The organism is Variovorax sp. FG153 (genome assembly GCF_057809595.1).
This window is the reverse complement of sequence record NZ_JBMDKG010000006.1, coordinates 1-12,004: the sequence shown is the minus strand read 5'-3', so window position 1 is coordinate 12,004 and position 12,004 is coordinate 1. Positions and strand designations below refer to the sequence as shown.

Here is a 12,004-nt window from a genome sequence, read left to right as displayed (position 1 = left end):
GCCAACCGCGGCGCGCACGACACTGCCGGCATGCAAACGCCGCGCGCCATCGCCTGCACGATCTATCCCGATGTCCAGGTGCTGGACGTCACCGGTCCGCTGCAGGTGTTCGCCTCGGCCAATGTCGAGCTGCAGCGCCAGGGCCGCCCGGCCGGCTATTCGCTGCACCTGCTGGCCGACGCGGTGGGACCGGTGGCCTGCTCGGCCGGCTTCTCGCTGCTGGCCGAGGCCGCGCGCGAGGACCAGGACCCGGCGCGCTTCGACACCGTGCTCGTGCCCGGCGGCTGGGGCGCCGAGGCCCAGCTGCGCAACGCGCCGCTGCTGGCCTGGCTCCAGCGCGCCGAGCCGCGCGTGCGCCGGCTCGGCTCGGTCTGCTCGGGCGCGCTGATCCTCGCGCAGGCCGGCCTGCTCGACGGCCGCCTCGCCACCACCCACTGGGACAGCGTCGAGGCGCTGCGCACGCGCCATCCCGCGATCGAGGTGGCGGCCGACCGGCTCCATACCTACGACCCGAGCGGGCGCGAGGGCGATGGCCATGTCTTCACCTCGGCCGGCGTCACCACCGGCATCGACCTCGCGCTGGCGCTGGTCGAGCACGACCTCGGCCGCGCGATCGCGCTGGCGGTGGCGCGCCGGCTCGTGATGTTCCTGCGCCGGCCCGGCGGGCAGGCGCAGTTCAGCCGCTTCCTCGCGCCCGAGGCCACGCATGCGCCGAGGCTGTCGTCGCTGCTCGAATGGATCCCGGGCCAGCTCGCGGGCGACCTCTCGCTCGAGGCGCTGGCCGAGCGCGCCTGCATGCCGCCGCGCACCCTGAGCCGCGTGTTCCGGCGCGAGCTCGGCATGACGCCCGGCCACTACGTCGAGCGGGTGCGCGTCGAGGCCGCCTCGGCCTTGCTGGCCCATGCGCAGACCTCGGTGTCGACGGTCGCGCGGCTGTGCGGCTTCGGCCATCCCGAGACGCTGCGGCGCAGCTTCCACAAGCACCTCGCCGTGAGCCCGCAGGCCTTCGTGCAGCGCTTCGGCGCCGGGGGCTGAGCGATGCAGCTGCTGCGCAATCCCGCGATCCGGCTGCTGTTCCTTGGCCAGGCGCTCTACTGGTCGTGCTCGATCATCGGCATCACGCTGACCTCGGTCGCGGGCCTGCGGCTCGCGCCCTGGCCCGCGCTGGCCACCCTGCCGCTCGCGCTGCTGGTGCTCGGCAATCTCGCGGCCGTGTCGCCGCTGTCGATGTTCATGCAGCGGCGCGGCCGCCGCCATGGCCTGATGGGCGGCGCGCTGCTCGGCGTGGTGGGCGGGCTGGTCTGCGCCACGGGCCTGGGGCTCGGCAGCTTCGCGCTGTTCTGCCTCGGCGCCGCCTGCATCGGCGGCTACCAGGCCTCGGCCGGCTTCTACCGCTATGCCGCGCTCGAGGCCGTCGAGCCGCGCCACAAGGGCCGCGCCGCCGCGCTGGTGGTCGGCGGCGGTGTCTGCGCGGCGGTGTTCGCGCCCGCCATCGCGGTCTGGACTCGCAATGCGCTGCCCGTGCCCTTCGCGGGCGCCTACCTCGCGATCGCGGTGCTGGCGCTGTGCGGCGTGGCCGCCATGTCGCGCTTGCGCGAGGGCGCGGCGCCGCCGGCCGTGGCGCGCGGCTGGGCCCAGATGCGCGCGCTGCTCGCGCGACCGATGCTGCGCGCCGCCATCCTCATGACCGCCATCGGCCACGGCCTCATGGTGCTGGCGATGAACGCGACCCCGCTCGCGATGGACTTCTGCGGCTTCTCCGCCGCCGCGGCCGCGCAGGTGATCCAGTGGCATGTGCTCGGCATGTTCGCGCCGGCCTTCTTCGCCGGCGCGCTGGTCGACCGCTGGGGCAGCCGCCGCGTCGCGATGCTGGGCTCGGCGATCCTCGCGACCAGCGCCGCGGTCGCGCTCTCGGGCCAGGACTTCGCGCACTTCCTCGCGAGCTCGCTGCTGCTGGGCCTGGGCTGGAACCTGATGCTGATCGCCGGCACCACGCTGCTGGCCGAGGCGCATGCCGAGCACGAGCGCGGACCCGCGCAGGCGCTGATGGAGCTGAGCAACGGCACCACGGCCGTGCTGATGTCCTTCGGTTCGGGCGCGCTGCTCGCGGGCGTGGGCTGGATCGCGATCAACCTCGCGATGCTGCCGCTGCTGGCGTTCGCGCTGACGCTGCTTTGGTTCAACGCGCGGCCGGCGGTCGGACGGGCCTAGGAGGCGTTGCAAGGGCCTGCGTTAGAGTCGCAGCCCATTCATGACCGCCCGCTTCCAATCGCTCGCCCCCGCCGTCCGCCTGGCCGACCAGGTGGCCGATGCGCTGGCGGCCGAGGTGCGCAGCGGGCGCTTGTCCGAAGGCGACCGGCTGCCGACCGAGTCCGCGCTGGCCGAGCAGTTCGGCGTCAGCCGCACGGTGGTGCGCGAAGCGGTGTCGCGGCTCAAGTCGCTCGGGCTGGTCGATTCGCGCCAGGGCAGCGGTGTGTATGTGCGCGCGGCCGGGGTCGAGCCGCTGCGCTTCGAACTGCCGCACGTGGCCTCGCGCGAGGCGGTGATCCAGATGGTCGAGCTGCGCCGTGCGCTCGAGGCCGAGGTGGCGGCGCTGGCGGCCGAGCGCCGCACGGCCGAGGACGTGCGCCGCATCCGCGACGCGATCGCGGCGCTGCATGCGGCCGTGGCCGTGGGCGGCAACGGCGCCGAGGAGGACGTGCGCTTCCATCGCGCCATCGCCGAGGCCGCGCGCAACCCGTTCCTGATCGGCACCCTGCAGTACCTGCGGCAGTTCCTGCATGGCGCCACCCGCGTCACGCGTGCCAACGAGGCGCGCCGCGCCGACTTCGCGCGCGAGGTGGCGCAGGAACACGCGCGCATCGTCGAGGCGATCGAGGCCGGCGATGCGCTGCGCGCGCGCGAGGCCGCCAAGACTCACATGGACAACGCGATCCGCCGCATCGAGCAGGCCGACCCGGCCTTCTGGCAGCAGGAGGGCGCGCAGCTCGCGCGGCCGCTGGTCGAGGGGCTGCAGGAGAGCGCGGCGGCCGGCAAGGGGCGGCGCAAGAAGGCTTCCTGAGAGTCGGTCGGGGGGGCGGTCGGGGGAATTCCGGGCAAGACAAAGTCGCTTCAAATTTGTATGATGACCTGACAAATCATCCTGCCCCTTCCTCCATGACCACTTCCTCCCCTCCCGTCGTCGGCCTCGTGGGCCTCGGCGCCATGGGCGCCGGCATGGCGCAGTCGTTGCGCCGCGCGGGCCATGCGCCGCACGTGTTCGACCTGCGCCGCGAGGCCGCGCAGGCCTTCGCGCGCGACGGCGGCACCGCCTGCGACACGCTGGCCGCGCTCGGCGCCGCCAGCGACATCGTGATCTCGGTCGTCGTGAACGCGCAGCAGACCGAGGCGGTGCTGTTCGGCGATGGCGGCACGCCGGGCTGCGCGGCCTCGATGAAGCCCGGCAGCCTGTTCGTGATGTGCTCGACCGTCGACCCGAACTGGTCGGTGGCGCTCGAGGCGCGGCTCGCGAAGCTCGGCCTGCTCTACCTCGACGCGCCGATCTCGGGCGGTGCCGCCAAGGCCGCGAACGGCCAGATGACGATGATGACCGCCGGCACGCCCGCGGCCTACGAAAAGGCCGGCGGCGTGCTCGACGCGATGGCCGCCAAGGTCTACCGGCTCGGCGACAGCGCGGGCGCGGGCAGCAAGGTGAAGGTCATCAACCAGCTGCTGGCCGGCGTGCACATCGCGGCCGCGGCCGAGGCCATGGCGCTGGGCCTGCGCGAGGGCGTGGACCCGGCCGCGCTCTACGAGGTCATCACCCACAGCGCGGGCAACAGCTGGATGTTCGAGAACCGCATGGCGCACGTGCTCGCTGGCGACTACACGCCGCTGTCGGCGGTCGACATCTTCGTGAAGGACCTGGGCCTGGTGCTCGACGTGGCGCGTGCGAGCAAGTTTCCGCTGCCGCTGTCGTCGACCGCGCACCAGATGTTCATGCAGGCCTCGACCGCGGGCCATGCGCGCGAGGACGACAGCGCGGTGATCAAGATCTTCCCGGGCATCACGCTGCCTTCCTCGACATCCACTCCAGAATGACGACCATGAACATCCTCATCACCGGCGGCTGCGGCTTCCTCGGCGCGCGCCTCGCGCGCACGCTGCTCGCCCAGGGACCGCTGGCGCTGGCCGGCGCCGCACCGCAGCCCATCGAACGCATCGTGCTGGCCGACCGCGTGGCGCCGCCGGCCGACCTCGCGGCCGACGCGCGCGTGCAGTTCCTGCAGGGCGACCTGCTCGAGCAGGCGCAAAGCGGCGCGCTGCCGATCGCCAGCAGCCAGCTCGTGTTCCACTTGGCGGCCGCCGTCAGCGGCGAATGCGAGGCCGACTTCGACCTCGGCATGCGCAGCAACCTCGACACCACGCGCGCGCTGCTCGAGGCCGCGCGCCGCGCCGGCCATGCGCCGGTGTTCGTGTTCTCGAGCTCCGTTGCGGTGTTCGGCGATTCGCCCGAGCAGCGGCTGCCGGCCCTGATCGAGGACACGACGCTGCCCACGCCGCAGAACAGCTACGGCATCCAGAAGTTCGTCGGCGAGCAACTGGTGGCCGACTTCACGCGCAAGGGCTTCGTGCAGGGCCGCAACGTGCGGCTGATGACGGTGTCGGTGCGTCCGGGCCGGCCCAACGGCGCGGCCTCGAGCTTCCTCAGCGGCATGCTGCGCGAACCGCTGGCGGGCGAACGCGCGCGCTGCCCGGTCGCGCCCGACACGCCGGTGGCACTCGCCTCGCCCGGCAACACCATCGCGGGCATCGTGCGCGCGGCCACGGCCAGCGGCGCCGAGTGGGGCGCGCGCACGGCGGTCAACCTGCCCGCGCTGACCACCACCGTGCGCGAGATGGCGCAGGCGCTCGAGCGCATCGCGGGCACCGAGGCGACGAGCCTGATCGACTGGGAGCCCGACGCGGCGATCGCGAAGATCGTCACGAGCTGGCCCAGCCGCGTGCATGCGGCGCGTGCCGAGGCGCTGGGCCTGAAGGCCGATGCCAGCTTCGACGCGATCCTGCGCGACTACGTGCGCGAGAACCCGCAGGCGGTCAAGCTCGCGGTGAAGGGCTGAGCCATGGCGAAGCTGCTGCTCGGCTGCATCGCCGACGATTTCACCGGCGCCACCGACCTCGCCAACAACCTGGTGCGCGCGGGCATGCGCGTGGTGCAGACGATCGGCGTGCCCGAGGGCCCGCTCGCGGCCGACGTGGATGCGGTGGTGGTGGCGCTCAAGTCGCGCACCATCGCGCCGGCCGAGGCCATCGCGCAGTCGCTCGAGGCGCTGCGCTGGCTGCAGGCGCAGGGCGCGCAACAGATCTACTTCAAGTACTGCTCGACCTTCGACAGCACGCCGCAGGGCAACATCGGCCCGGTGACCGAGGCGCTGATGGAGGCGCTGGGCTGCGACTTCACCATCGCCACGCCGGCCTTCCCCGACAACAAGCGCACGGTGTTCAAGGGCTACCTGTTCGCGGGCGAGGTGCTGCTCAACGAGAGCGGCATGCAGAACCATCCGCTGACGCCGATGACCGACCCGAACCTGGTGCGGGTGCTGCAGGCGCAGTGCCGGCGCAAGGTGGGGCTGATCGATCACGCGGTGGTGGCGCGCGGCGCGGAAGCGATCGAAGCGCGCATCGCGCAGCTGAAGGCCGAGGGCGTGTCGATCGCGATCGTCGACGCGGTGTCGAACGACGACCTGCTGCGCATGGGCCCGGCACTCGCGAAGCTGCCGCTGGTCACCGCGGGCTCGGGCGTGGCCATCGGCCTGCCGGCCAATTTCGGGCTCGCACCCTCCTCGCAGGCCAGCGCGCTGCCGAAGGCCGGCGGCCGCACGGCGGTGGTGTCGGGCAGCTGCTCGCTGGCCACCAACCGGCAGGTGCTCGACTTCATCGGCCGTGGCGGCGCGGCATTGGCCATCGATCCTCTGCGCATCGCGGCCGGTGTCGATGTCGCGGCGGAGGCGTTGGCCTGGGCCGCGCCGCTGATCGACAAGGGGCCGGTGCTCGTCTACTCCACGGCCGAAGCCGGTGCCGTGAAGTCGGTGCAAGGCCAACTGGGCGTGGAAGAGGCCGGCGCGATGGTCGAGCGCACCATCGCCGCGATCGCGCGCGGGCTGGTCGAGCACGGTGTGCGCCAGCTCGTGGTGGCGGGCGGCGAAACCTCCGGGGCCTGCGTGCAGGCGCTCGGCATCGCGCAGATGCAGATCGGGCCGCAGATCGATCCGGGGGTGCCGTGGTGTCATGCGCGTTCCTCGTTGGCGCCTGACACCGGGGTGCATATCGCCTTGAAGTCGGGGAACTTCGGGGGGGATGATTTCTTTACCAAGGCGTTTGCGGTGTTGGGGTGAACTGCCTGGGTCGTGTTCGGGGCGGGCTCACGCCGATGGGTCCTGTGCACGCGCCCCGAACAAGCCAAAAAAACCATGACCGAAACAAAAGCAAGAGAAGAAATCTGCCGCACGGCAAAAAGCCTGTTCGACCGAGGCTACGTCCACGGCACGGCCGGCAACATCAGCGTGCGCCTGGAAGACGGCGGTTTCCTCATCACCCCCACCGATGCCTGCCTGGGCTTCCTCGACCCCGCGCGGCTCGCGAGGCTCGATGCGCAGGGGCAACAGACCAGCGGTGACCGTGCCAGCAAGACCATCGCACTGCACATGCGCATCTACGAAGCAGCGCGAGCATTCGATGCCGACACCGCCTGCGTGATCCACACCCACAGCTCCCACTGCGTCGCGCTCACCTTGAGCGGAGCCAGCGACGAACTGCTGCCTGCCCTCACGCCCTATTTCGTGATGAAGGTCGGCCACGTGCCGCGCATCCACTACCACCGTCCGGGCGCGCCCGAAGCGGCGGCCGAGGTCGCGCAGGCCATCGCGCAGCGCGGCGCGGCCGGCGTGCCGATCCGTGCCGTGATGCTCGACCGCCTCGGCCCCAACGTGTGGCACGACACCCCCGCCGCCGCGATGGCCGTGCTCGAGGAACTCGAGGAGACCGCCAGGCTCCACCTCATGACGCGCGACCATGCCACGCCACCCGCGTCGCTGTCGCCCGAACAGATCGCCGAACTGCGCGCGACTTTCGGCGCGCGCTGGTAAGTTCGTTCGAGACCACAATCGCCAGAACTTCAAAGAGACAACGCCATGCCACGCTTCGCCGCCAACCTCTCGATGCTCTATCCCGAGCTGGACTTCCTCGATCGCTTCGATGCCGCCGCGAAGGACGGCTTCGAGGCCGTCGAGTACCTGTTTCCCTATGCCTTCTCCAAGGAGGACATCGTCGCGCGCCTCCGGCACAACGGCCTGCAACAGGTGCTCTTCAATGGCCCGCCCGGCAATTGGGAGGGCGGCGAACGCGGCCTGGCCTGCCTGCCGGGGCGCGATGCCGAGTTCCGCGAAGGCATTGCCAAGGCCATCGACTACGCGGTCGCGCTCGACTGCCCGCGCATCCACGTCATGGCCGGGCTGGTGCCCGAGGGCCTCACGGCCGATGCCGTGCAGCAGGTGTACGTCGACAACCTGCGCTGGGCCGCCGAGGAGGCCGCCAAGGCCGGGCGCGACGTGCTGATCGAGCCGATCAACACGCGCGACATCCCGCGCTTCTTCCTCAACCGACAGGACCATGCGCACGCCATCGTCGAGAGCATCGGCGCGCCGAACCTCAAGGTGCAGATGGACCTCTACCACTGCCAGATCGTCGAGGGCGACGTCGCGATGAAGATCCGCCAGTACCTGCCCACCGGCCGCGTCGGCCACATCCAGATCGCCGGCGTGCCCGAGCGCCACGAGCCCGACATCGGCGAGCAGAACTATCCCTACCTGTTCCAGGTGATCGACGAGGTGTCGGCGCAGACCGGCTGGCAGGGCTGGGTCGGCTGCGAATACCGGCCGCGGCGCGGCAGCGAACCCGGCGGCACCTCGGCCGGGCTGGGCTGGCTGCGCGCGTGGCGCGAGGCGCAGTGAAGCTCGAGGCGCTGCGCATCCCGAAGCCGCTGCGCGGCTTCGCGTCGGAGGCCGAGCTGTTCGACCTGGTGCTGGACGGCGATCGCGTGGCCTCGGTCGCGCCGAGCGCGCAGCAAGAGGTGGCGTGCGGCATCGTGCTGAGCGCCTGCGTCGACGCGCATGCGCACATCGACAAGAACTACACCGTGCAGGAAGTGGGCGCGGCGCAGGGCAACCTGTTCGCGGCCATCGAGCGCATGAACGGCCACCGCGCCGGCTGGACCGCCGGCTCGCTGCGCCCGCGCATGGAGCGCGCGCTTGAGGACGCCTGGCGCAGCGGCACGCGCGCGCTGCGCACCCACCTCGACTGGGTGCAGCCCGAGGCGCCGGTCTCGCTCGCGGTGTTCGAATCGCTGCGCGAGGCCTGGCGCGGCCGCGTCGAGCTGCAGTTCGTCTCGCTCACGCCGCTCGACCTGTTCGCCGATGCCGAGGCCGGCGAGCGCATCGCGCGCGAGGTGGCGCGCGCGGGCGGCGCGCTCGGCGCCTTCGTCTACCGCAACGAGGCCCTGTTGCCCAAGCTCGACCGCGTGTTCGAGCTCGCGCACAGGCACGGGCTGTCGCTCGACTTCCATGTCGACGAGGGCCTCGATGCCGACGCCAGCGGCCTGCGCGCCATCGCGCAGCTGGTGCGCGCACGCGGCTTCGCGGGCCGCGTGGTCTGCGGCCATGCCTGCTCGCTCTCGGTGCAGGACGATGCCGTGGCGCACGAAACCCTGGCGCTGTGCGCGGGCGCGGGCCTGCACCTGGTCGCGCTGCCCACCACCAACCTCTACCTGCAGGGCGCCTGGGACCGCACGCCGGTGCCGCGCGGCATCACGCGCATCCGCGAGGCCGCGGCACGCGGCTTGCGTGCGAGCCTGGCAACGGACAACGTGCAGGACGCCTTCTATCCCTACGGCAGCTACGACCTCGTCGAGACCTTCGGCCTCGGCGTGCAGGTGGCGCACCTCGCGCCGGCGCTCGACTGGATCGACAGCATCACGCTCGCGCCGGCGCGCGCGCTCGGGCTGGCCTGGGACGGTCGCATCGCCGCGGGTTGTCCGGCCGATCTGGTGGTGCTGGCCGCCACCGACGAACACGAACTCATCGACCCGCGCGGCCGCCGCCGCAGCGTCATCCGCGCGGGCCGGATCCTGGAGCACACCGCATGAGCATGGGCAAGCCGATGGCCAACTATGCCGCCGCCAAGCGCGTCGGCGATTTCGTCTACATGAGCGGCGTGGTCGCCGTCGACCCGGCCACGCGCCGCGCGGTCGCCGGCTACGACGCCATTCCCGAGGCCGGGCGCAGCGCGCTGCAGGGCCTGGGCTACGCCACCGGCCAGATGTCGGTCGACGTGTTCGAGGCGCCGATCGTGGCGCAGAGCTGGTTCGTGCTGGAGCGCATCCGCCAGATCGCGGCCGAGCACGGCGGCACCATGGAGGACGTGGTGAAGCTGGTGCAGTACTTCCGCCACCTGCCGCACTACGCCTTCTACAACCGCGTGCGCGGTTTGTTCTATCCGGGCGAGCCGCCGGTCAGCACGGTGGTGGAGGTGTCGCGCTTCCTGCCGGGCGACGAGGTGCTGGTGGAGGTCGAGGCCACCATGTACCTGCCGGTGCGCGCTACCTGACGCCCGCGCCCTTGAACAGGAACGCCGTCACCTGCTCGACCAGGTAGCCGCGGTCCTGTTCGTCGCCGTGCTGCGCGGTGTTGCGGAAGTACGCGGCCTGGGTCGCGTGGTCGGCGTAGAACTGCGTCACGGCCCAGATGTGGAACAGCACCAGCATCGGGTCGGCCTCGTCCATCAGGCCCTGGTCCATCCAGTTGCGGATCACGGCGGCGGCCTGGTCGGTGCGCTGCTTGCTCGTGTCCATCAGGGGGTTGAGCACCGGCGCGCCGCGCAGCATCTCGGCCGTGAAGATGCGCGAGCGCAGCGGGTGCTCGAACGAGAACGCCATCTTGCGGCGGATCAGGTCGCCGAGCACCTTGCGCGGGCCCAGGGCCTCGTCGTCGAAGCCGAACACCACGATCCAGTCGGTGAGGATGTCCTGCAGGATCTGCCGGTACAGCGCCTCCTTGCTGTCGATGTAGTAGTGCAGCTGCGCCTTCGAGAGCCCGGCCTTGTCGGCGATCGCCTGCGTCGAGGCGCCGGCCAGGCCCTCGCTCGCGAACACCTCGATCGCGGCCTGGTTGATCACGCCGAGCACCTGCGCGTACTTGCGCGAGCGCCCGCGCGTGGCGGGGCCCTCGGCGTCCTCGGCGGTGTCGACGGCGGTGGTCCTGGCCATGCGCGGTCTCAGAGCTGCACCACCAGCTCGGCCCCCTTGGCGCGCGAACAGCACAGCGCCACCTTGTGGCGCCGCTCGCTGCCCGTGAGGCAGAAGTCGCGGTGCTCGGCGCCCTCGCCTTCGGCGCCGACCACGCAGGTGCCGCACAGGCCCTGCTCGCAGGACACCGGGATGTCGATGCCGACCTCGTGCAGTGCGTCGACGGCGGTCTGGTCGGCCGCCACCGGCACCACGATGCCGCGCTGCGCGAGCCGCAGCACGAAGGGCTGGCCCGCGGTGGCGGCGGCATCGGTGGGCGCGGCGAAGTACTCGGCGTGGATCGCGTCCTCGGGCCACCGCGCGGCGGCGGCCGCGTCGCGCACCGCCTGCATGAAGCCGCCGGGGCCGCAGACATAGAGATGGGCGGCACCGGCATGCGCGGCCAGCAGCGCGCGCAGGTCGATGCGCTGCGAGGCGTCGCCCTGGTCGAGGTGCAGCCGCACGTGCGGCGCCAGCGCCGGATCGCGCAGCGCCTCGGCGAAGGCCAGGTGCTCCTCGGCGCGCGCGAACACGCACAGCGTGAAGCCCTCGCCGCGCGCGGCCAGTGCCTGCGCCATCGCCAGCAGCGGCGTCATGCCGATGCCGCCGGCCAGCAGCAGGTGATGGCGCGCCCGCGCCTGCAGCGGGAAGGTGTTGCGCGGCGTGCTGATCGGCAGCAGGTCGCCTTCGCGCACGCGCTCGTGCATCGAGGCCGAGCCGCCGCGGCTCGCGGCCTCGCGCTTGACGCCGATCAGGTAGGACGAGACGGCGCCCGCCGAGGGCGCGCGCGCCAGCGAGTACTGGCGCGAGAAGCCGCCGGGCATGTGCACGTCGATGTGCGCGCCGGCCTCGTAGCCGGGCAGCGCGCGGCCCCAGGGATGGGCCAGTTCGAAGGCCAGGATTTCGGGCGTCTGGCGCGCGATGCGCGTCACGCGGACGGTGAGCGTGCGTTCGAGGCTCATGGTGTTTTCTCCCGGATCGTTGGGGTCGTGGTCACAGCGTTTGCAGCTTGCGCGCCACGCGCTCGATGAAGCGCGTGCGGTCGAGCGCGGTCACGGCGTTCATGTCGTGCAGCTGCAGCCAGGTCACCTTGCAGCGCCAGGCGAACAGGGCGCGCAGCGCGCGCGTGAACAGCCGCCGCCCGGGGTCGCCGATGGCCATCACGAACCAGCGCGGCGAGCCGCCCGTGGTGACCACCGTGAGGCGCTGGATGTGGCGCATGCCCGAGCGCGCGGCCTGGCCCTTGCGCTCGGCCGGCAGGAAGGCCACGCCGGGCAGCCACACCCGCTCCAGCCAGCCCTTGAGCATCGAGGGCGGTCCGTGGAACCAGGTGGGATAGACGAACACCAGGTGCTCGGCCCACAGCAGCGCTTCGACGTGGGGTTGCACGCGTTCGCGGATCAATTGGGTGTTGTCGAGGTACGCGATGCGTTCCTCGCGGGTCAGCGTCGGGTCGAAGCCCTCGGCGTACAGGTCGATGGCCCGGACCTGGTGGCGGGGTTCGAGGGCGGCGAGCGCCGTGCGGTAGAGCGCGTGGTTGAAGCTGTCAGGGTTCGGATGGCAATGAACGACGAGCGTTTTCATGGGAGGGCCGGTTCGCCGATAGGACCTGTTAACGCTATGCAAGGGGTCGCGAAGCTCGCCAGAGCCCGCCCATCAAGGCGCGCGACGACGCGTGTGCGTCCGCAC

13 protein-coding genes are annotated in these 12,004 nt (G+C 71.8%); 10 read left to right on the top strand and 3 right to left on the bottom strand.

The features are described 5' to 3' along the window. Positions 1–30 precede the first annotated feature (30 nt). From ACODT0_RS09200 to ACODT0_RS09155, 10 genes are all read left to right on the top strand, one after another. Positions 31–1,035, top strand: coding sequence for a GlxA family transcriptional regulator (locus ACODT0_RS09200; protein ID WP_489041107.1), 1,005 nt, complete (start codon positions 31–33; stop codon positions 1,033–1,035). Between the two features lie 3 nt (positions 1,036–1,038). Beyond that, the gene (locus ACODT0_RS09195; protein ID WP_489041106.1) at positions 1,039–2,211 is read left to right on the top strand and encodes an MFS transporter; all 1,173 of its coding nucleotides are present in this window, start codon (positions 1,039–1,041) and stop codon (positions 2,209–2,211) included. A 40-nt stretch (positions 2,212–2,251) separates the two neighbouring features. Further along, entirely contained in the window at positions 2,252–3,061 is an 810-nt protein-coding gene (locus tag ACODT0_RS09190) for a FadR/GntR family transcriptional regulator (protein WP_261208980.1), read from the top strand. A gap of 95 nt (positions 3,062–3,156) precedes the next feature. Then, positions 3,157–4,080: an L-threonate dehydrogenase gene (gene ltnD, locus ACODT0_RS09185; protein ID WP_489041105.1), complete on the top strand. Its 924-nt coding sequence runs from the start codon at positions 3,157–3,159 to the stop codon at positions 4,078–4,080. A gap of 5 nt (positions 4,081–4,085) precedes the next feature. Further along, positions 4,086–5,099 carry a D-erythronate dehydrogenase gene (gene denD, locus ACODT0_RS09180; RefSeq protein WP_296742414.1) on the top strand — a complete coding sequence of 338 codons (1,014 nt, stop codon included), beginning with the start codon at positions 4,086–4,088 and terminating at the stop codon, positions 5,097–5,099. Between the two features lie 3 nt (positions 5,100–5,102). Further along, positions 5,103–6,374, top strand: coding sequence for a 3-oxo-tetronate kinase (gene otnK, locus ACODT0_RS09175; RefSeq protein ID WP_489041104.1), 1,272 nt, complete (start codon positions 5,103–5,105; stop codon positions 6,372–6,374). 75 nt (positions 6,375–6,449) lie between these two features. Continuing rightward, the gene (locus tag ACODT0_RS09170) at positions 6,450–7,124 is read left to right on the top strand and encodes a class II aldolase/adducin family protein (protein ID WP_489041103.1); all 675 of its coding nucleotides are present in this window, start codon (positions 6,450–6,452) and stop codon (positions 7,122–7,124) included. Positions 7,125–7,169: 45 nt separating this feature from the next. Beyond that, positions 7,170–7,988: a 2-oxo-tetronate isomerase gene (gene otnI, locus ACODT0_RS09165; RefSeq protein WP_479671097.1), complete on the top strand. Its 819-nt coding sequence runs from the start codon at positions 7,170–7,172 to the stop codon at positions 7,986–7,988. Next, positions 7,970–9,178, top strand: a complete 1,209-nt coding sequence (locus ACODT0_RS09160; RefSeq protein WP_489041102.1) for an amidohydrolase family protein — start codon at positions 7,970–7,972, stop codon at positions 9,176–9,178. Before otnI ends, ACODT0_RS09160 begins: the two co-directional genes overlap by 19 nt. Then, entirely contained in the window at positions 9,175–9,639 is a 465-nt protein-coding gene (locus tag ACODT0_RS09155; protein ID WP_057595876.1) for a RidA family protein, read from the top strand. The genes ACODT0_RS09160 and ACODT0_RS09155 overlap by 4 nt, the downstream gene beginning before the upstream one ends. Here ACODT0_RS09155 and ACODT0_RS09150 read toward each other — a convergent pair. Genes ACODT0_RS09150 through ACODT0_RS09140 form a run of 3 tightly spaced genes read right to left on the bottom strand, consistent with a single transcriptional unit; the run spans position 9,632 to position 11,899 of the window. Continuing rightward, on the bottom strand, positions 9,632–10,297 hold the full coding sequence (locus ACODT0_RS09150; protein WP_057595875.1) for a TetR family transcriptional regulator C-terminal domain-containing protein: 666 nt from the start codon (positions 10,295–10,297) through the stop codon (positions 9,632–9,634). The two genes, ACODT0_RS09155 and ACODT0_RS09150, sit on opposite strands and share 8 nt — an antisense overlap. Before the next feature lie 8 nt (positions 10,298–10,305). Then, a complete protein-coding gene (locus tag ACODT0_RS09145) occupies positions 10,306–11,277 on the bottom strand; it encodes a PDR/VanB family oxidoreductase (protein ID WP_413762026.1) in 972 nt (323 codons plus the stop codon). Positions 11,278–11,308: 31 nt separating this feature from the next. After that, complete coding sequence (locus ACODT0_RS09140) at positions 11,309–11,899, bottom strand: NAD(P)H-dependent oxidoreductase (RefSeq protein WP_057595873.1); 591 nt, start codon at positions 11,897–11,899, stop codon at positions 11,309–11,311. Positions 11,900–12,004 lie beyond the last annotated feature (105 nt).

Bases quoted from the DNA above. Each gene is read 5' to 3' on its own strand.
- ACODT0_RS09200 (WP_489041107.1), top strand. From the start codon at position 31: ATGCAAACGCCGCGCGCCATCGCCTGCACGATCTATCCCGATGTCCAG.
- ACODT0_RS09195 (WP_489041106.1), top strand. From the start codon at position 1,039: ATGCAGCTGCTGCGCAATCCCGCGATCCGGCTGCTGTTCCTTGGCCAG.
- ACODT0_RS09190 (WP_261208980.1), top strand. From the start codon at position 2,252: ATGACCGCCCGCTTCCAATCGCTCGCCCCCGCCGTCCGCCTGGCCGAC.
- ltnD (WP_489041105.1), top strand. From the start codon at position 3,157: ATGACCACTTCCTCCCCTCCCGTCGTCGGCCTCGTGGGCCTCGGCGCC.
- denD (WP_296742414.1), top strand. From the start codon at position 4,086: ATGAACATCCTCATCACCGGCGGCTGCGGCTTCCTCGGCGCGCGCCTC.
- otnK (WP_489041104.1), top strand. From the start codon at position 5,103: ATGGCGAAGCTGCTGCTCGGCTGCATCGCCGACGATTTCACCGGCGCC.
- ACODT0_RS09170 (WP_489041103.1), top strand. From the start codon at position 6,450: ATGACCGAAACAAAAGCAAGAGAAGAAATCTGCCGCACGGCAAAAAGC.
- otnI (WP_479671097.1), top strand. From the start codon at position 7,170: ATGCCACGCTTCGCCGCCAACCTCTCGATGCTCTATCCCGAGCTGGAC.
- ACODT0_RS09155 (WP_057595876.1), top strand. From the start codon at position 9,175: ATGAGCATGGGCAAGCCGATGGCCAACTATGCCGCCGCCAAGCGCGTC.
- ACODT0_RS09150 (WP_057595875.1), bottom strand. From the start codon at position 10,297: ATGGCCAGGACCACCGCCGTCGACACCGCCGAGGACGCCGAGGGCCCC.
- ACODT0_RS09145 (WP_413762026.1), bottom strand. From the start codon at position 11,277: ATGAGCCTCGAACGCACGCTCACCGTCCGCGTGACGCGCATCGCGCGC.
- ACODT0_RS09140 (WP_057595873.1), bottom strand. From the start codon at position 11,899: ATGAAAACGCTCGTCGTTCATTGCCATCCGAACCCTGACAGCTTCAAC.